Annotated in this window: 19 protein-coding genes; 6 read left to right on the top strand and 13 right to left on the bottom strand. The window is 41.2% G+C overall.

What is annotated here, in order from left to right; genetic code table 11:
• Positions 1-102: 102 nt before the first annotated feature.
• From BK139_RS16545 to BK139_RS16525, 5 genes are all read right to left on the bottom strand, one after another.
• A complete protein-coding gene (locus BK139_RS16545) occupies positions 103-951 on the bottom strand; it encodes a DegV family protein (protein WP_076260885.1) in 849 nt (282 codons plus the stop codon).
• 97 nt (positions 952-1048) lie between these two features.
• Positions 1049-1903, bottom strand: coding sequence for an amidohydrolase family protein (locus BK139_RS16540; RefSeq protein ID WP_076260882.1), 855 nt, complete (start codon positions 1901-1903; stop codon positions 1049-1051).
• Between the two features lie 10 nt (positions 1904-1913).
• Positions 1914-4988 (bottom strand): GNAT family N-acetyltransferase, encoded by a 3075-nt coding sequence (locus BK139_RS16535; RefSeq protein WP_076260880.1) that lies wholly within the window; start codon positions 4986-4988, stop codon positions 1914-1916.
• Positions 4989-5215: 227 nt separating this feature from the next.
• The gene (locus tag BK139_RS16530) at positions 5216-5746 is read right to left on the bottom strand and encodes a hypothetical protein (RefSeq protein ID WP_076260877.1); all 531 of its coding nucleotides are present in this window, start codon (positions 5744-5746) and stop codon (positions 5216-5218) included.
• Positions 5747-5757: 11 nt separating this feature from the next.
• On the bottom strand, positions 5758-7446 hold the full coding sequence (locus BK139_RS16525) for a formate--tetrahydrofolate ligase (protein ID WP_076260874.1): 1689 nt from the start codon (positions 7444-7446) through the stop codon (positions 5758-5760).
• Positions 7447-7626: 180 nt separating this feature from the next.
• Between BK139_RS16525 and metA the strand changes: the two genes are divergently transcribed.
• A complete protein-coding gene (metA, locus tag BK139_RS16520) occupies positions 7627-8535 on the top strand; it encodes a homoserine O-acetyltransferase MetA (protein ID WP_076260871.1) in 909 nt (302 codons plus the stop codon).
• A gap of 150 nt (positions 8536-8685) precedes the next feature.
• Here the strand turns inward: metA and BK139_RS16515 are convergent, their stop codons facing one another.
• Entirely contained in the window at positions 8686-9378 is a 693-nt protein-coding gene (locus tag BK139_RS16515; protein ID WP_076260868.1) for an AIM24 family protein, read from the bottom strand.
• Between the two features lie 7 nt (positions 9379-9385).
• Positions 9386-10078, bottom strand: a complete 693-nt coding sequence (locus tag BK139_RS16510; RefSeq protein ID WP_076260865.1) for a class I SAM-dependent methyltransferase — start codon at positions 10076-10078, stop codon at positions 9386-9388.
• Between the two features lie 144 nt (positions 10079-10222).
• Between BK139_RS16510 and BK139_RS16505 the strand changes: the two genes are divergently transcribed.
• A complete protein-coding gene (locus BK139_RS16505; RefSeq protein WP_076260863.1) occupies positions 10223-10441 on the top strand; it encodes a DUF3892 domain-containing protein in 219 nt (72 codons plus the stop codon).
• 43 nt (positions 10442-10484) lie between these two features.
• On the opposite strand, the gene mntR is transcribed toward BK139_RS16505, so the two are convergent.
• The 3 genes from mntR to BK139_RS16490 form a co-directional block, all read right to left on the bottom strand.
• Positions 10485-10910 carry a transcriptional regulator MntR gene (gene mntR / locus BK139_RS16500; protein WP_048009428.1) on the bottom strand — a complete coding sequence of 142 codons (426 nt, stop codon included), beginning with the start codon at positions 10908-10910 and terminating at the stop codon, positions 10485-10487.
• A gap of 213 nt (positions 10911-11123) precedes the next feature.
• Entirely contained in the window at positions 11124-13286 is a 2163-nt protein-coding gene (locus tag BK139_RS16495; protein WP_076260860.1) for a DNA topoisomerase III, read from the bottom strand.
• 213 nt (positions 13287-13499) lie between these two features.
• Positions 13500-13790, bottom strand: coding sequence for a hypothetical protein (locus BK139_RS16490; protein WP_048009432.1), 291 nt, complete (start codon positions 13788-13790; stop codon positions 13500-13502).
• Between the two features lie 318 nt (positions 13791-14108).
• Here BK139_RS16490 and cspD point away from each other — a divergent pair, with 318 nt between their 5' ends.
• Complete coding sequence (gene cspD / locus BK139_RS16485; protein ID WP_009791749.1) at positions 14109-14309, top strand: cold-shock protein CspD; 201 nt, start codon at positions 14109-14111, stop codon at positions 14307-14309.
• A 203-nt stretch (positions 14310-14512) separates the two neighbouring features.
• Here cspD and BK139_RS16480 read toward each other — a convergent pair whose 3' ends face one another.
• The gene (locus BK139_RS16480; RefSeq protein WP_076260858.1) at positions 14513-14689 is read right to left on the bottom strand and encodes a zinc-finger domain-containing protein; all 177 of its coding nucleotides are present in this window, start codon (positions 14687-14689) and stop codon (positions 14513-14515) included.
• 27 nt (positions 14690-14716) lie between these two features.
• Positions 14717-15373 carry a reverse transcriptase-like protein gene (locus tag BK139_RS16475; RefSeq protein WP_048007862.1) on the bottom strand — a complete coding sequence of 219 codons (657 nt, stop codon included), beginning with the start codon at positions 15371-15373 and terminating at the stop codon, positions 14717-14719.
• 184 nt (positions 15374-15557) lie between these two features.
• On the opposite strand from BK139_RS16475, the gene BK139_RS16470 reads away from it, so the two are divergent.
• The 3 genes from BK139_RS16470 to BK139_RS16460 all read left to right on the top strand — a co-directional run bounded on the left by BK139_RS16470 (position 15558) and on the right by BK139_RS16460 (position 17662).
• The gene (locus tag BK139_RS16470; RefSeq protein WP_076260855.1) at positions 15558-16235 is read left to right on the top strand and encodes a queuosine precursor transporter; all 678 of its coding nucleotides are present in this window, start codon (positions 15558-15560) and stop codon (positions 16233-16235) included.
• 100 nt (positions 16236-16335) lie between these two features.
• Entirely contained in the window at positions 16336-16749 is a 414-nt protein-coding gene (locus tag BK139_RS16465; protein ID WP_076260852.1) for a reverse transcriptase-like protein, read from the top strand.
• On the top strand, positions 16742-17662 hold the full coding sequence (locus tag BK139_RS16460) for a DMT family transporter (protein ID WP_076260850.1): 921 nt from the start codon (positions 16742-16744) through the stop codon (positions 17660-17662). Before BK139_RS16465 ends, BK139_RS16460 begins: the two co-directional genes overlap by 8 nt.
• Before the next feature lie 37 nt (positions 17663-17699).
• Here BK139_RS16460 and BK139_RS16455 read toward each other — a convergent pair whose 3' ends face one another.
• Positions 17700-17963: a DUF6123 family protein gene (locus BK139_RS16455; protein WP_048007866.1), complete on the bottom strand. Its 264-nt coding sequence runs from the start codon at positions 17961-17963 to the stop codon at positions 17700-17702.
• Positions 17964-18060 lie beyond the last annotated feature (97 nt).

The following is an 18060-nucleotide window of genomic DNA, read 5'->3' as shown; positions in this document are numbered from 1 at the left end:
AATATACAAAAAGCATTAAAACTTGTGAAAAAGTGTCATTATAAAAAACAAAAAAGTGCAGAAAATCAGTATTTGATTTCCTGCACCAGAGCTTATATTAATTTATTCCAGGCCATTCAGCCAGCTGATGCCGAGTGTATGCTCTCCTGCGTGGACGCCAATGGTGGCTCCTAAGGAGTAGCATCCGAATTCAATACCCGCAAATTCTTCCTGGAGTTCCTTCTTCCATATTTCCGCTTCACCCGGATGCAAACCGTACAGGATGAATACTTCCTTCAGCGGGTTTCTCTCATGAGCGCTCCTCAAAAGCTTCACAATTTTATCTTTTGCTTTTCTCTCGCTCCTGGCCTTCTCCCTGACGCTTAATTCTCCATCTTGAACTGAAATAATCGGCTTTACATTAAGCATGCTTCCTAAAAAGAATTGAACCCCGGACATCCTGCCGCTTCTATGAAGCTGTTCAAGACTGCCAATGAGGACATATGTTTCGCCCGTATCACGGAGCATCTCAAGCTCGCTGATAATGTCTTTACTGTCCAGTCCTGCCTCTGCCAATTCCATCCCTTTAAGGATTAATCTTGTTAAAGGATATGATAGTATCTTGGAGTCCAGGCTGTATACCGGAATATCAACCAGCTGGGCAGCCTGTTCACTGGAAGAAACAGTGCCGCTAAGCTTAGCCGATACAAGCACAGCGATGACACAGTCATAATCCTTCTGCAGATTTTCGTATAAATCCCTGAAAGCGCCGATGGATGGCTGGGAAGTTTTAGCCGGGGTATCCAGGGTTTTTAATCTCGCATAAAGTTCTTCAGGTGATAAATCAATACCATCTGTATATTCTCTGCCATCCATAATGATAGTCATCGGAATCTGGTACAGGTCAGGGTGGTTTCTTAACTCATTATTTAAAAAAGCCGTACTGTCTGTTACCCATGCAATTTTCACCACTAAAGACGCCCCCTTATAAGATATTTATACGTATATGTATGTAAATAAGACTATTTGAAGGGCTGGTATTGAAAGAATTCTCTCCCAGCCCCTCGTTCTATGGCAGAAAAGGCTTGATTTTAGGAAAAACCTTTATAGCGGTATTATAGAAAACATCCTCATGATGCTCTCCAGGGATGAGCTCTTTTATAAATTCGATATAAGGGCCCACAGGCGCAAGAGGCCAATCGGTTCCAAAAAGCAATTTATCGTAAGAATCTGCGAATACTAAAGCATGCCTAAGATGATCCAAAAATCTTCCTTCACTGTGTTTCTTCAATTCTTTATCTGTTCCCACAATAAGGCCTGAAAGATCGGCATAGACATTCGGATTTTTATATATGATTTCTGCTCCGGTCAGCGTCCACGGATCTCCAAAATGAGCCATCATAAATTTGATATTCCGGTGTTTAACTGCAACCTCGTCAATAGCCAAGGGATGAGAATACTTAAGCAATCCCCTTTCAGAATAAGTATCCCCTGTATGAAATACTACAGGCACTCCATATTTTTCAGCGAGTGCATACACAGGTTCGTATACTTCATCATAGGCGTAGAAAGGATAATACCCCAAGTAAATTTTAATACCCACAACAGCAGGCTTTTGCAGATCTTCTTCGAGCCTTTCTAAAGCCTCTTCATTGATATCATATGGATTGATGCCGGCACAGTAAACAATATTAGCCGGCATCTTTTCTTCCAGGTCAATCCCCATCGGTGTTCTTGCTTCATAATCCGGAAAGCCCATATTATCTGTTTCTGTAAGTCCCATTGCGATGCTCAGAACTACATTGGCATTTTGGAACTCCTTCTGGTGCCCATTATATGAATAATCCACAAATGAGAGTTCCTCTGCAGTATGATGAAATGATTTTATATCAGAAAAATGAATATGTGCATCTATGACTTTCATAATTTCTCCTTTAACGGAATTCCAGATACCGCAGTTTATTAAATAATCGGCCATCGAAGCTTCTTTCATCAAATGCGATAAATCCCGGTTTGGCCAATGGGCCCGCCTTCCTTTCAGAAATAACTTCGAAGGCTTCTTTATTCATATATGCCCCCAGGAAATCAGTATCTTTACTTTTCATTACATACATTTTTTCAGGAGAGAGGGAGCTGCTGATACGGGATCCATTAATATCCACAAAGGATTGCTCCTCAACTCCGGCCTGATAGGCTGATTCAGCACCTTTGTCACTTAATGTAATCGTAAGGTCCTTTAATGAGTCTCCGGATAAGAAGATATCTGTGATCCACTTTTCGTTTAACAGATGCTTCCCTCCTGCATTGATCACTTTTACCCAATGGGCAAGAATCGGCACTCCCGGCAATAATGCGAAATACTGTGTATATTCAAGACCTTTCCAGTTGGAGTGTTCGACTGCCTTCGTATGAATGGCCAATACAGACCATTCGTTTTCATACGAATCTTTAACATTTAGAAATTCAGCAGAAGATTTCTGCTTCAATAGCGAAAACACACTCATTTGCGAAGGTACCGTTTTCATGCCTCCAGCCCAAGGATTCCACCATCCCTTGGCAACCGGTTCAGGAAAAGAGGAATCCAGCCATTCATTTCCTTTAAATGATAAGGAGAATAATCCAGGATAAAATTCCGGTGCGGCTTTTAAGCTAATAATGCCATTATCCATTGTATAAACAGTCTTGCCACTCTGCTTTTCTGTTAATATACGGATTTTCCCCCTGGGCATCAGCAGAAAATCATTTGCATGCGTCTTACCACTGTCAAGTGTCATCTCGGCTTTCACTAGAGATAAGGGTTTCATGCCTTCAATAGGGAAATTCGCTTTAAATAATTTTAGTTCCTGTTCCTGGCTGAAATTTGCGGATAGTTTTTTATCTTCATTTAAATAAATATCTATAGTGCCATTAAGATAACTCGAACGGTGGGTTTTAAGAATAAACTCTGCTGTTTCCTGTTCCTTTGAGACTGGGTTTCCCCCATTGATAACTAGCGCTTTTTCATTGCTTACTATTTTATCAGGTTCAGCCGTACCACCTGCAAATTGCTGCATTTCTTCCCAGGTCCGGAAGGCTCCTATGGATAAATAGCCAGGGGCCAATACCTTCTGATCTCCCGGTGCAAGACTGCCCGTCTCCTGCTGATAATAAAATTGCCACCCATCCGGATTAGATTTCGCACTTTTAGGCCAGCAAAATCCGATCGGCTCTCCGTTATGATTCGCGAAAAACCAATTTTCAGTTATGCTTTCACCTGGTATTTCCATGAACCCCAATTCTTTTACATCAGAAAACTCTATCACTTCATTCTCCAGCGGAAAATATGGATGCTGCATTTCATGATATAACGGCTGGCTTAAAAACAGGTTTTCATATTTTTTATCCCCTTCATTTGTCAGTTCAGACCAAATTTTCACAAGGCCTTCACCATAAAGGGAGGTATACAAGGCTACAAGAATTCCCGGAAAAGCTTCAGACTTGAAAACCAATTTGAAGGTGATGGCCGTATCATCTGTGAACCACTCTGCTGCCAGAGGCTTTGCCTTTGAAAATTCAGCAGAATAAGGCTTGCCTAGTTTAGGCACAAAAAATGAAAAAGGCTGGTTAACACTTTCGTTCCTGCCGGCTGTTATTTTATAATCCATTTTCCGGATATTCACCTGGCAGATCCCATTGCAGATATGCCAGTAATCCTTAGACTCTCCTCCGAACTTCTGACCAAAGCTTTTAAGGGGAATGCCCACCGTGCTGCAAGTAAAAGAGAGTTCTTCCCCGTTCTTCTTTAATGCCGATATCGACATTTCCGGCTGATAAAATCCATGTTTTTTCACGATAAAAGGCACCTTTAGCAGCTTACGTTCTTTTTTGTGGAGCTGTATTCGATACTCCCGCTTTTCTAATTCAACCAGATCACTTTGGGAGAAAGAAAGGTGAAATACTGCCTCATCCCCCAGGTTGTTTTCTACTTCCATTTCCAATTCTGCTTCCGGATTTAAAAAACTGAGATTTCCTTTAGAAGCGCCTGTTATTTTGGCTGGCTGCTTTGGAAGAAGCCCAAGGCGCAGTTCACATTCATCTCCATTTACCCAAACCTTTACATTCAATGAAGGATGAGTTTTCCAGACACTGGGCTCTTCACCTTCATGCACAATAAAAGTTCCGGTCATTACAGCGTCGCTCTCAGCTGTCAAATCATGCTCGAACATTGATTCGACCCTTCCCTGATTATTCCCTTCGGCTTTAAACGAAACGGGATTTCCTGTTTTATTTACAAGGTTGAGCTGAAAAGTCTGCACTTGATTTTCAATAACTTCATGATTGGCCATACATAGTTCTATTAGATATTCATTTGTTTCTATTAAACTAATTCCTCTGCCGGTTCTTTCAAATCTGACTCTTGCAGACACTTCCCCGCTTTGCCATTTATACTCATAAAATGTAAATCCATTTTCTTTGATTCCATCCGGCTTCACATCGATATCTCTCTGGCTGCTTCCATACCAATCAAGCTTCTCCAGGACAGGCTTTAAAAGCTGTGTCTGATGAACAGCGGGAATAAAGTTCATTAAATGGGTTGTATCATCCCGGTCTTCCCAGAAGAATCCGCATTTTTTGTAAAGCGGGACAGCTTTCACGTTTCCTGGCCATGTATATAAATCAAGGCGCGGCCAGCCCAAATCCATAGTCTTTTGCAGCGCTTTTTGCACCAGCATCTTTCCGATTTTCCGGCCGTGGTAATCCGGCCTTACATTTAATAAAGGGATATACAGGGATCCCCTATCCTCTTTATATTCCGATAGTCCGCAATAGCCTACGACCTCTTCACCATCAAGGGCTAAGTATAAAGTAATATTTCCGTTATTCGCTTCCTTCGTTTTCACTTGCTCTTCCGTCATTACACTGGTATCTCCGCCCCAGCTGTCTCTGCTTAAGTTCCACATTTTTGCGATTCCTGCAGCAAAGTCTTCATGATACTCTGTAATGATTAATCTGTCTGTACCTTGAATCATTCCTTTGTCCTCCTGACTAGGTTACGTCTTGTCTACCCTTCTCCAATTCTTTTTTCGCAATGATTTCCTTAATCATTTGCCTCTCCTCCTTTTGATCATATTCGGAATGTTTTTCCATTCCTTCTTAATCGTATTATCAGAGCAATGGATTGTAAATATAATTTTGAATTTTCCGTAAAAATTCTATACAAAAAACGCCTTGCTTCCACTGGCAAGGCGCGTATGTGTTAATATTGAATTTTTCTCAAAGAATCCATAGAAGCAGTCATATAATTGATCATTTCATTCAGATCATCTATCTGCTCTTCCTGGACAAGGCGGTTAAAGGAAATGATGGTTTCGGTTTCGGCAAGACCCTGCCTTTTTTCAGGGCTGTATTTCACTGTCTGTTCGATATTCCTTCCGCTGCCCCAAATTTGCTCCAGGACTTCTCTAATTTCCTGAAATTTGTTGTGTTCCATTTGATGCTTAATTTTAAAAATCACAGAAATCCGGCATCCCGCCAGCATTTCAGTTTTCCGTTGAGGCAATAGCTCAGCTGCAAGATTATCAATTCCCGCCTCCATTATAAAGGTACAGTAAATCTCGGCCAGTCCTTCAGCAAGATCTGTGAAAGTAAGATCATACCTGCGGCTCATTTTCGCTGAGTTTATATTATCATTCCGGTCAACTATTCTTATTTCTCCACTCAGATCCCGGTCATAGAATCCGCCTTCCATTACAACCTTCATATTTTCAAAGGCCGTTGGATCAAACATGGTTATCCCCCTTAAAATAGGCCGACTGCATTTCCATCTTCATCTACATCCATGTTCATGGCTGAAGGGGCTTTAGGCAAGCCCGGCATAGTCATCACATCACCGGTGAGTGCTACAATGAATCCTGCACCAATAGATGGCTTCAGTTCACGTATTGTAATCGTAAAATCTGATGGCCTTCCCAGTTTTGAAGGATCATCAGATAAAGAATATTGTGTTTTAGCCATACAAACCGGCAGGACACCCCAGCCAAAGCTTTCAAAGTCTTTAATCTGCTTTTTGGCTTTGGTTGAGTATTCAACATTATCTGCTCCATAAACCTTCTGAGCCACTGTTAGAATTTTTTCTTCAAGAGGCAGTGATAAATCATACAGATGATTGAACTTCACTGTGTTTTGGTCCAAAATTTCCAGCAGCTTCTCTGCCAGCTCAATTCCGCCCTGACCGCCTTTTTCCCAAACCTCTGTCAGGGCTACTGGCATGCCTGCCTCACTGCAAAGATCTGTAAGGGTCGCAATTTCATTCTCGCTATCGGAAATAAACCGGTTAATGGCCACTACATACGGAAGCCCGAAGCTTTCAAGTGTTTCAACATGCTTTTTTAAATTTGCAAACCCTCCAGTGAGTGCTTCAGTATCTTCCATGCCCAATTCAGCCTTTGACAAGCCTCCATGCATTTTTAAAGCACGGATTGTAGCGACAATAACCACTGCTTCAGGGTCAATGCCTTCGTTTCTGGCTTTAATATTCAGAAACTTTTCAGCGCCAAGATCTGCGCCAAAACCGGCTTCTGTCACTACATAATCAGCAAGCTTGGATGCTGCAGAAGTTGCAATCACACTGTTGCATCCATGAGCAATATTGGCAAACGGGCCGCCATGGACCAATGCCGGTGTATGTTCTATAGTCTGGACCAGATTAGGTTTGACAGCTTCTTTAAGAAGCAGGGTAAGAGCGCCTTCCACTCCAAGATCCGCAACTGTTACGGGCTGTTTATCATAATTGTAAGCTATAACCATTTTGCCCAGTCTTTCCTTCAGGTTCTGCAGATCGGATGCAAGGCATAAAACGGCCATAATTTCTGAAGCCACAGTAATATCAAAGCCATCCTCCCTTGGAACACCTTGTAAAGGCCCTCCCAGACCAATTACGATTTTTCTTAATGCCCGGTCGTTCAAATCCAGTGCACGCTTCCAGACGATTCTTCTCTGGTCGATATTTAGCAGATTTCCCTGCTGGAGGTGATTATCAATAAGTGCAGCCAAGGCATTATTTGCTGTTGTAATTGCGTGAAGATCGCCGGTAAAATGCAGATTGATATCTTCCATAGGCAGGACCTGTGAGTATCCCCCGCCTGTTGCACCGCCTTTAATTCCCATTGTCGGCCCCAGGGAAGGTTCCCGCATTGCGACCATAGCCTTTTTGCCCAGTCTGTTAAAAGCATCGGCAAGTCCGACTGTTACTGTGGATTTCCCTTCTCCTGCAGGTGTTGGATTAATGGAGGTGACAAGAATTATTTTACCGCTGTCATTCGTACTTAATTTCTTTAAGGCTGCTGCGGATATTTTTGCTTTATACTTGCCGAACAGCTCCAGATCATCCTCAACGAGGCCTAGTTTTTCAGCTATTTCCGTAATGGGTTTCATTTCTGATGCCTGAGCAATTTCAATGTCTGATTTCACGATCGGTTTCACATTCATTTTTATCCCCCCAGAATCCAATATGTATAGGTTCCTTACAGCTATATTGTACCATCACTGAAACAAAATATTGCCAATTACTTTTGATATTTTCGCATTTTCACACAGTAAAGCATTGATACAATTTCGAATCGTCTTTATAATAAGTTTAATTGAATTTTTGTACAGGGAGATGATCACTTGCCGATAAAAATTCCTAAGCTGCTTCCTGCCAGGGAGATCTTAGAGGAAGAAAATATATTTATCATGGATGAGGACCGTGCCAAACAGCAGGATATTCGCCCATTAAATATCCTCATCCTGAATTTGATGCCCGAGAAAGAAAAAACGGAAGCCCATCTTTTAAGACTTCTTGGAAATACGCCTTTACAGGTAAACATCTCATTTTTAAAAACTGCCACTCATCAATCAAAAAATACCAGTCCCCTGCATCTCGAGCAATTCTATACTACGTTTGAGCAGGTGCAAAAAAGAAAATTTGACGGGATGATTATTACTGGCGCTCCTGTAGAGCTTCTTGACTTTAAAGAGGTTGACTATTGGGAGGAGCTAACCGTAATAATGGAGTGGACAAAAACAAATGTTACCTCCACCCTTCATATATGCTGGGGAGCACAGGCAGCATTATTCTATCACTTTGGGATCGGAAAATATGAGCTGTCTGAGAAATGCTCCGGTGTTTATCTTCATGAAGTTCATGACAGAAGCGAAAAATTGCTGAGAGGCTTTGACGATATCTATTATGCTCCTCATTCACGAAATACCGATGTTTATAAAGAGCAGCTGCTGAATCACCCGGAAGTGAAGCTTCTGTCCTCTTCTGAGGAGGCGGGTCCTTTCATCATGAGCGCGAACGGCGGCAGACAAATCATGGTAACTGGACATCTCGAATATGAAGCCGGCACACTCGCAGAAGAATACACTAGAGACAGAAGCAGAGGTCTGCAGGTTCCCGTGCCAAAGCATTACTTTCCGAATGATGATCCCGGCAGAAATCCCCATAATATATGGCGGTCACATGCCCATTTAATGTTTTCCAACTGGCTGAACTACTATGTATACCAGGAGACTCCTTACGAGTGGGATTAATCATGCAGTGAGCGGAATAACTTAATATCCAGCCCAAAACATGAAAAGCCGGTTTTTTGCAGGGTTTCCCCTCTCAAAAACCGGCTTTTTCTTTATATAAAATTTCGTATAGTGTCAAGCGCCTTGTAAGCAAAGCGCTTCCGCTATTCATTATGATTGCTGGGCATAATACACTTCTTCGAATGGCTGAACCACTACAAAGCCGCTGCCTGAGAACTTCATTTGGATCGATTCTCCGCTCCCTCTTCCAAGAAACGTTTTAAAAGAGATATCTGTTACGAATTCCGGCTGCAGTGACCCTGACCATGCAACTGTCGCATTTGGGTCGGTATATACGGGATTATCAGGAGTAACCAATAGTGTCAGAGGCTCATAGTGAGAAGTAATAGCCACCATTCCCGTCCCTTCTAAACGGACATTGAACAAGCCGCCTGCAAGCATGCCTGCCATCCTTTTCATTAATTTAATATCCCAGCTGATGGAAGGCTCGAATGCAAGGAGATCATTCCCATTTACAAAGATGGAATCCCCCTCAAGATTCAGGATTGAAATCTTTTTCCCCTGATCTGCAAGGTACAGCTTTCCATTGCCTGTTGCTTTCATTAAAGCTGTGCCTTCTCCAGTAAGTGCCTTTTTGAACATCTTTCCTAAGCCGTGCTCGAGAATGCCTTCGCGCTCAAACTTTATCTGGCCGCGGTAGGAAACCATCCCGCCTGCTTTAGCCCAAATCTGGCTGGTTAAATTAATTTCGAGCATCCTTGGTGTTTCCAGTTCAAACAGCCCTTCCCCTTTATCCTGCTGTTTCGTCTGGTTTACAAACTCTTCAATTGAATATCTGCTCATTCTCTTATCATCCTTTCATTTCCCTGTTTTCAAGCATAAAGACCCACATAAAAGATAATGATTGCTTAAGCTCATCAGTCAGCGAGCCTTTTGAAAGCTGCTCTGATGCTTTTTTGTAAACACCCAGTTCATCAATCTTCAACCATCCATTTTCATTTGCAAGCTGTTCAAATTCCCACGGCATCATGGTATTGCAGATAACTTTTTCCTTATAAAGCCTGCGGTAGCTGTTAGCCCGGGGTGCGGCTGTGGGGCCAAGAATCCCTATACATGCCCTTCCGCCCGGCTTAACAATTCGCCGAATTTCCTGTAAAACATCCAGCGGGCTTTCAGTCCATTCCAATGAATTAATGGCAAGAATCGCATCAACCCCATTTTCCTCAAGGGAAAGATTTGAAATGTCTTCTTTCTTAAACACCGCATCAGTTTCTGCGTTTAATTTTTCAGCTTTATGTATCATCTCTTCTGAGACATCAATCCCAGTAACTCTATAGCCCGCCAAAGCAAGCTTGCAGGAACCGTAACCATCTCCACAGCCAAGATCACAAACAGCAGATCCATTTTTGACATGCTTTTCGAAGAAGGAGATGATATCCTTTCGGCTTCCTTCCTCCCACATTGCCCTGCTCTTTGCATTCCATGATTCCGAATTATTATCCCACAGCTTCTCTGCTTCTGCAGACCAATTAAAAGTACTCATTTTATCCCTCCGTTTATGAATACGATTGTTCAATAAAAAAGTTCCCAATATTTTAAATTCGCTAAGATCCTCAAAAATACCTCTGATTATAAAATGTTAAAAACGTCAACAATATTAATAGAAAATGAATAAGGAGAGTTTTGTATGAACGGCGAGCAGCTGACAGCAGTCTACCGCAACAATAATGGTGAAATAATTTCCTTCCAGACTTCCGGAGGACGAATTATTTCTTATCGCAAAGCACTAGCGGAGGCTGAGAACGGTGTAATTGAGGGTATCCATATTGATGAAAACGAAGACGGCTCTATGCAGCTGAATCCTTCCGATGCGTCATCTTTTGATGATTTCCCAAGCCTCTATTAATATTGCGAAACATGAAAAAACCTGACTTTAAGCAGTCAGGTTTTTACTGTTCTTCTTCATTTTTACGCTGAATTTCCCTCAGCACTCCGATGCGGCTGTCATCCTCTTCAAAAAATTGAACCAGGTCGCCAACCCGGTCGATGGCATCCCAGCTCAGGTGATGTTCGATGCCTTCCACATCTTCATAAATGTTTTCTTCTTTGACTCCAATAATACGCAGGAGCTGTTCTAAAAGTTCATGCCGATATACAAGCCTCTTGCCGATTTTTTTCCCTTTTGGCGTTAATATGAGCCCGCGGTATTTTTCATAAACAAGATACTCATCTTTATCTAACTTTTGAACCATTTTTGTTACTGAAGATGGATGCACAGAAAGAGCCTCAGCAATATCAGAAACCCTCGCATATCCTTTATCTTCAATTAACATATATATTTGTTCAATGTAATCTTCCATACTCGGTGTTGGCATTACGCAACCTCCTGCCAATTAGAAAAGCTCAGAGCGCCTGCCTTTCGGCGACATGCTAGGACCTCGAGCCGATGGCGCTCGGAGCTAGACAACTATTTTAGAAAAGCGCAGAGCGCATGTTCACTTTATATCTTTCTTAAATAAATATTAGACTTTAACGATTTTACTACAGTTGGAAAATGGAGACAAGGAAATATACTGCATCAGGCATATTCAGGCCTTTTGCGGGAAGAGAAATTTAACTCTGTTTTCCTGTCGGTCCCAGGATAATTTAGCAGAAAATGTTTTATCTTTTCCTTTGCTTGTAAATCCTTCGACTAGTTCTGTTTCTCCATCCTTTAATAGCTGTTTGAGCAGTTTTTGAGTTATTGTCTTGCCCATAATGCTTTTGGAAATAGTGAAAGTGCATTTGGTTTTATTATAATTGGAGCAGCCATAAAAGCTTCCTTTATCCACAACCTTACCTTCACACAGCATGCATTTGCCCAGATTGGCTGACCTTTTTTGTTTGAATTTCCCAGGGATGAATCCCTCTTTGTCTTCTTCTGAGAATGCCCACTTTCCTGCATTTTCAATGGAGGCAGAGATCAAATGGCCAACCATTTTATTGGTCTGCTCCATGAATTGTTTCGGGGATGCCTGCCCATCGGAAATGTCCTTCAGCCGCTGTTCCCATTTGGCAGTCATTTCAGGGGAAGCAAGTATTTCAGTTCCTATCGCTTCTATAAGGATTTTTGCTTTTGAGTTTGCATATACAAGATTCTTCTTTATATCAATGTATTTGCGCTCCTTCAGCATGGTAATGATTCCCGCTCTTGTGGCTTCCGTTCCCAGGCCTTCTGTTTTCATCAGAACCTTCTCGAGTTCCTTATCCTCGATCTGCTTCCCGGCCGATTTCATGAGTGTAATCAGCTGGCCCTCGGTATACCTCTTGGGTGGCTGGGTTTTGCTTTCTTTTACATCGGCCTTTAACACTGTTCCCTGGTCGCCTGCCTGCAATAAAGGCAGAATCGGTTCCTTTTCCTTCTCCTGCTGCGGAATCACTTTTCTCCAGCCCTCTTCAAGCTGTACTTTTCCCTTGGATAGGAACAAAGCTCTTCCATCAACAAGGGTTTTTATAGTTGTATATTCTGATACAGCTTTTCCATAATGTGCAGCTATTAAGCTCCTCACGATCAGATCATAGAGAATTTTTTCATCCTGTGATAATCTTCCCAGATCCGGCACCTGCTCCGTCGGAATGATGGCATAGTGATCCGTTACCTTTTTATCATTCACATACCGTTTATTCTGCAATATGGAGCTTATAGGCAGAGGGAATAATTCCTTATATTCCTCTTTTGATTCCATTTTTCTGAGGATTTCCGGAAACATTTCCGCTTCTCCTTCTGTTACATGCCTGGAGTCTGAACGGGGATATGATACGATTCCTTTTTGATAAAGCTTCTGCAGTACATCCAGTGTTTTTTTAGGCGGGAACTTGAACCTGCGGTTGGCTTCAGCCTGCAATGCCGAAAGATTATAAAGCATCGGCGGCAGGAATTCTTTTTTTTCAGCCTGCACATCTTCTACCTGTACCTCTTTATCTCTGCAAAATGAAGCAATCTTTTCGGCAAGCTCTTTGGTCTTAATTCTGGTCTCACCATCTTTTTCCCACTTGCCGGTATATTTTTTCCCGTTCACTTTAAATTGTGCATTTACCTCCCAGAAAGGTTCAGAAACAAAATTTTGAATTTCCTGCTCTCTTTTTACGATTAATGCAAGAGTTGGGGTCTGAACCCTTCCTACAGAAAAAACATCCGAGAAACCTTTCTGCTGCAGGAGAAGACTGTATAAACGCGAAGCATTCATCCCAACGACCCAGTCGGCACATGCTCTCGTATAGGCTTCATAATATAAGTTCCTTGTGTCACTTTCATCCAGAAGGGCAAGGAAGCCTTCCTTTATGGCCTTAGGAGTCAAAGAAGAGATCCAGAGCCTCTTCATGGGCACTCTTGATCCGGTAAGCCTAAGAATGTTCCGGATGATAAGCTCTCCTTCTCTCCCTGCATCGCCCGCATGGATAATTTCTGTTAAATCAGGATTAGAAGCAAGCTGTTTAATTATATTAAATTGCTTTGCTTTATCCTTTGTCACTTCATATTGAAATTGCTCCGGAATAATCGGCAATGTGTCCAATGACCATTTTTTCCAGTCCTTTTTGTATTTTTCAGGGGCAGACAGCTGGCATAGGTGGCCTATAGCCCAGGTAACATGAGCCCCCTGGGGGAATATATCATTTGGAAAGATCTCGATATATCCCTGGTGTTTCTTCATTTTAAAAATAGAAGCCAGCGTCATACCCTGATCGGGCTTTTCCGCGATTATCAGTTTCATACTTTAGCTCCCTTTGTGGTGTAGAACAAAATATAGACATCTATTTTAATATTAACCTAAAAATTTAGCAAAGGGAGTTAAAATACCTTTATAGTTATGAAATTTTTAAAACATTCGTGTTCCGCTAAACAAATAAAAAGAAGAACCCCCAATTAGGATTCTTCTCCTTCTTAAACCTATTAACTTAGTATACAAAAAATCGGCATTTGCCGATCATTCTTTATGATAGCGCTTTATCGTAAGGTTCTTTTGAATGTACCATTTATCTTCTGTAACAATGTTTGAGACGGTCAATATCATAGATGGTATTTTCTCGACACTAAAAACGATAATGCCTAATTGGTCATTCATAATGATAAAAGACTCTCCATGCGAATATTGCGGGAGATCCTTGCCAACCTGCAGAATGGAGCTTATAATGGCCTGCTTCTCTTCCGCTTCAATTTGGATGTTGGGTGAAAACCTCAAAATCCAATCCTGATCCTCAATCGAAAACCTGTACATTTTCCTCACCCTTTAACAACAAGATAATTAATAATTCATATGAGAAAAACGATAATTTATGTTATCAGATCGCAGCAGAAACTTTGTATTTTCCTCCCCAGCGCACAAAAGTAAAAATATTTAAAATATTTTATTGTTTTTTGTAAAAAAGGTGTTCAATTCCTTGACTGAAAGTGCCCATTCGTGTATATTATAATCATCATTTAACAGAATATATTTCCGTTATTAGCTAAAAATATCTGCTTTATGTTTTGTTAGGTGGTAATATTCATCTAAGGCACCTGTGGTGTCTTGAAAGGCTTAGGAGGAAAAATAAACATGCAAAACGGTAAAGTAAAATGGTTCAATAATGAAAAAGGTTTCGGTTTCATCGAAGTTGAAGGCGGAGACGATGTATTCGTACACTTCACAGCTATCCAAGGTGATGGTTTCAAATCTTTAGAAGAAGGCCAGGAAGTTTCTTTTGAAATCGTTGAAGGAAACCGCGGACCTCAAGCTGCAAACGTTGTAAAACTATAATTCAAATATAACGATAAAAAGGCTGGCATCTGCCAGCCTTTTATTTTTGTCCTGAATTTATCGCAGTCTAACGGGCAGTAAGACCCCCACTTTATAACTCAGAAGAATCAATTGGATAGCAGGGGTCAAACTGCCCGTAAAGGCCCGATTGGTTCAACTAACAATCAGTGGGGATAAAGCCTCCCACTGATTGAAGTTTCACTTTAAGAAAGCTTGCTTCCTATCGATTTTATTTTCTCACCGACAGTGCACTCTGTAATGCAAAATCGATGGGCATATCTGCGCCCTTTTTCATCTTTATGATGTTTATGAAGGAAGCAGTCTTTGCAGTAACTGGTTATCAGCTCCTCCACTTCATTGATAATTTCCTTTCTGCTCAAAACGGTTCACGCCTTCCTTATTTGCGATTATATGATCTGCATTTTGCTGTTAATAAATTTCCCTTGCAGTGCCTGGCTTGCCAGCTTATCCGCTTCTTTATTTTCATTGCGCGGAATGGATTTATATCTTGGCAGTATGCCCAGCTTTTTAATCTTTTCTTCTATCCGGTCAAGCCAGCGATTTAGATTTTCTTCATAACAAGGCCATTCACCTTCAAGCTGTTTTAATACTACCTGGGAATCCCCCTTAAATTCACAGGTCATATGATGAACGCCCATTTCCTCAAGCAGATTCAGGGTGTAATAAATTGCTGCATATTCTGCCTCATTATTATTATCCATCTCATCAAAAAGCTCATTTGCCCGCACACGGTACTTTTTTTTGCCCTGTTTAAAATAAATGACCGCACCGAGACCGGCCTGGCCGGTATCTTTATTAAAGCCGCCATCAAAAAATACAGTAATATCATGAGGGTCCTCTTCAACTTCCATAAGAAGCTTTTTCATTTCCTTTGTGCTCCAGGAAGTGCCGGCTTCATCATAATAAATTACCTCTTTGCCCTTGCCCGACTTTTCAATATCTTCACCAGCCTGCAAAGCAGTTTCACCATCGATCAGGTCAGAAGTAAATAAAATATCCTCAGTTCCTTTAAGTTTATATTTCCATTCTAATTTATATTTCATTGAGGTCAGCCTTTCTGTACTTTATTAGCTGGTTATCATTATTAGAACTGTTTGCAATAGTTGAACTTATTATACTTTCCTTTGTTTATTACTAAATGAGTATATTTCAAGGTATAATGGTCAATGACATTTTTATATTCTGCGGTTCGAAAACTCCCGCATTAACAAAACTAGGAGGAATTTGATGTTTAATGAATGGTTTGGATTACTTTTTGCAATAATTAATTTCATTTTAGTATTGGCGATGTACCGCCTGTTCGGAAAGACTGGTCTTTTCGTGTGGATCGGCTTCTCCACTGTCATGGCCAATCTTCAAGTCGTAAAAACAATTGAAATGTTCGGACTGACCGCCACTTTAGGCAACGCTATGTATGGTACAGCTTTTCTTGTTACAGATATCTTAAATGAGAAGTATGGAAAAGAAGAAGCGAAAAAAGCTGTATGGCTCGGTTTCTTTACTCTTCTGTCCATGACCCTAATCATGCAGATGGTATTATTGTTTAAACCGCATGAAACGGATTTTGCACAGGAATCTCTCAGCACTCTTTTCTCGGTTCTGCCGCGAATTGCTGCCGGAAGCCTCGCTGCCTATATAGTCAGCCAATTTACAGATGTTTATATCTTTACCTACTTAAAAAAGAAATTTCCAAAAGACGGCCAGTTTTGGATCAGGAATAATGGCAGCACCATGATCAGCCAGCTATTGGATACCCTTGTATTTACAAGCATTGCCTTCCTCGGTGTATTTCCCCTGGAAGAATGGATTCAAATTTTCATCACAACTTACTTGCTGAAATTTATAGTAGCTGTACTTGATACCCCGTTTGGCTATATTGCTAAACGTTTCCCAGTAAAAGATTAGGATGCCGCTTAGGTATCCTTTTTCTGCAGTATCAACTATTTTTGTGATAAACTACATTTAGTTTACCCTATTATAGTGTTAAAATCAGGAGGCAATTCAATTGATTGAAGTATATATCGATGGAGCAAGTGCGGGAAACCCTGGTCCCAGCGGTGCAGGCATATTCATAAAAAATAATGGCCAGGTTGAACGCTTTTCCATCGCATTGGGCTGCATGGAAAATCATGAAGCAGAATACCGTGCATTTATTCATGCACTGAAACTATGCATTGATAAGGGATATAAAACTGTTTCGTTTCGAACGGATTCACAGCTTGTTAACCGTGCTGTTGAAAAAGAATTTGTAAAAAATAAAAAGTTTGCCCCACTGCTTGAAGAAGCTTTGGAGCTTACAGGAAAATTTGATTTATTTTTTATGAAGTGGGTTCCCAGCTCTGAAAACAAGGCAGCGGATGAATTAGCAAGAGCTGCCATTCACAAAAACAAAGTGAAAGGTCAGAAAGATCATGAATAGGTCAGTAATATTTGCAGATGTAAGCCTTTTACTGGTTGCCTTTGTGTGGGGAACCACCTTTGTGCTTGTACAAAACGCCATTGCTTTTCTTGAGCCATTCTCTTTTAATGGTGTCCGTTTTTTCCTGGCCGCTTTAATTCTGGGCGGATGGCTTGCTATTTTTGAAAGAAAACAGGTAAAGAAAATGGATAGAAAGCTTTTAATATCCGGAGTTATTATGGGCTTGTTTTTATTTATAGGCTATGCCTTCCAAACGATCGGCCTGCTGCACACAACTTCTTCAAAAGCCGGCTTTATTACGGGGTTAAGTGTAGTAATGGTTCCAGTCTTTTCTTTAATGCTGCTAAAGATCAAACCGGGATTCAATGCCATTATCGGCGTTTCAATCGCGACGGCCGGACTATATTTTCTAACCATGACCGATAATGCCCCGCTGAATATTGGTGATGCCTATGTATTAATCTGCGCTGTCGGCTTTGCCCTCCATATTATCTTTACAGGTAAATACAGCAGCAAATACCCTGCCCTGCTATTAACGGTTATCCAAGTAAGTACGGTGGCCGTATTATCAGTCATTTTCGCATTGATCACTGAAGACTGGCAGCAGGCATTGGAGACAGAAGTTTTATTTAAAGCCAATGTGGTAACTGCCCTTATTGTGACTTCACTTTTTGCTACCGCTATCGCATTCTTTGCACAGACGGCATTTCAAAAGTACACAACACCAACAAGAGTTGCCCTGATTTTCGCCATGGAGCCTGTGTTTGCAGCAGCTGCAGGATTTATGTGGGCGAATGAAAGACTTTCGTATAGTGCCCTGGCCGGCTGTCTGCTTATTTTTGCGGGAATGATTTTTGCAGAACTGCCTGCTAAGAAAACGTTTTTATCCTTCAGAAAAAAGACAGCTTCGTAATTTGAAAAAGGCGTGTTCTCTAAACAGACACGCCTTTTTAGATGATTGCTTTTTCTTTTACAAATTTTATTGCTTCCCGCCTGCTGGTAATATTCTTTGAAACCAAAGTTTCCAGCAAAGAAACGTAGAAACTTCCGTCAAATGATTTCTGTGCCTTTAATGTCAGTTCTATTGCTGCATTGGCCAGCTCGTCAGAAGCATTGGTATAATGTTTGCCAAAGTAAATGAAGCCAACTGCGTCCTCCCTGAATTGAAAACCTTTACTTTGCAAAAAATGCAAATATTCTTCAACTGTCTTCATTGTACTTACCCTCTTCCCCTGCTCCTCCTGTATTCTTAAATCTTAACTGATTTTTCGACAATTATCTACCTTTTTTCGGCATGAAGCAGGGACACTG

Source organism: Paenibacillus sp. FSL R5-0490, assembly GCF_001956215.1.
Classification (GTDB): domain Bacteria; phylum Bacillota; class Bacilli; order Bacillales; family Cytobacillaceae; genus Cytobacillus.
This window is presented reverse-complemented; position numbering and strand designations above follow the sequence as displayed.

Excerpts from the sequence above, each read along its gene's own strand:
- BK139_RS16540 (WP_076260882.1), bottom strand. The coding sequence starts at position 1,903 with ATGAAAGTCATAGATGCACATATTCATTTTTCTGATATAAAATCATTT.
- BK139_RS16535 (WP_076260880.1), bottom strand. The coding sequence starts at position 4,988 with ATGATTCAAGGTACAGACAGATTAATCATTACAGAGTATCATGAAGAC.
- BK139_RS16530 (WP_076260877.1), bottom strand. The coding sequence starts at position 5,746 with ATGTTTGATCCAACGGCCTTTGAAAATATGAAGGTTGTAATGGAAGGC.
- BK139_RS16525 (WP_076260874.1), bottom strand. The coding sequence starts at position 7,446 with ATGAATGTGAAACCGATCGTGAAATCAGACATTGAAATTGCTCAGGCA.
- BK139_RS16515 (WP_076260868.1), bottom strand. The coding sequence starts at position 9,378 with ATGAGCAGATATTCAATTGAAGAGTTTGTAAACCAGACGAAACAGCAG.
- BK139_RS16510 (WP_076260865.1), bottom strand. The coding sequence starts at position 10,078 with ATGAGTACTTTTAATTGGTCTGCAGAAGCAGAGAAGCTGTGGGATAAT.
- BK139_RS16505 (WP_076260863.1), top strand. The coding sequence starts at position 10,223 with ATGAACGGCGAGCAGCTGACAGCAGTCTACCGCAACAATAATGGTGAA.
- mntR (WP_048009428.1), bottom strand. The coding sequence starts at position 10,910 with ATGCCAACACCGAGTATGGAAGATTACATTGAACAAATATATATGTTA.
- BK139_RS16495 (WP_076260860.1), bottom strand. The coding sequence starts at position 13,286 with ATGAAACTGATAATCGCGGAAAAGCCCGATCAGGGTATGACGCTGGCT.
- BK139_RS16490 (WP_048009432.1), bottom strand. The coding sequence starts at position 13,790 with ATGTACAGGTTTTCGATTGAGGATCAGGATTGGATTTTGAGGTTTTCA.
- cspD (WP_009791749.1), top strand. The coding sequence starts at position 14,109 with ATGCAAAACGGTAAAGTAAAATGGTTCAATAATGAAAAAGGTTTCGGT.
- BK139_RS16475 (WP_048007862.1), bottom strand. The coding sequence starts at position 15,373 with ATGAAATATAAATTAGAATGGAAATATAAACTTAAAGGAACTGAGGAT.
- BK139_RS16470 (WP_076260855.1), top strand. The coding sequence starts at position 15,558 with ATGTTTAATGAATGGTTTGGATTACTTTTTGCAATAATTAATTTCATT.
- BK139_RS16460 (WP_076260850.1), top strand. The coding sequence starts at position 16,742 with ATGAATAGGTCAGTAATATTTGCAGATGTAAGCCTTTTACTGGTTGCC.
- BK139_RS16455 (WP_048007866.1), bottom strand. The coding sequence starts at position 17,963 with ATGAAGACAGTTGAAGAATATTTGCATTTTTTGCAAAGTAAAGGTTTT.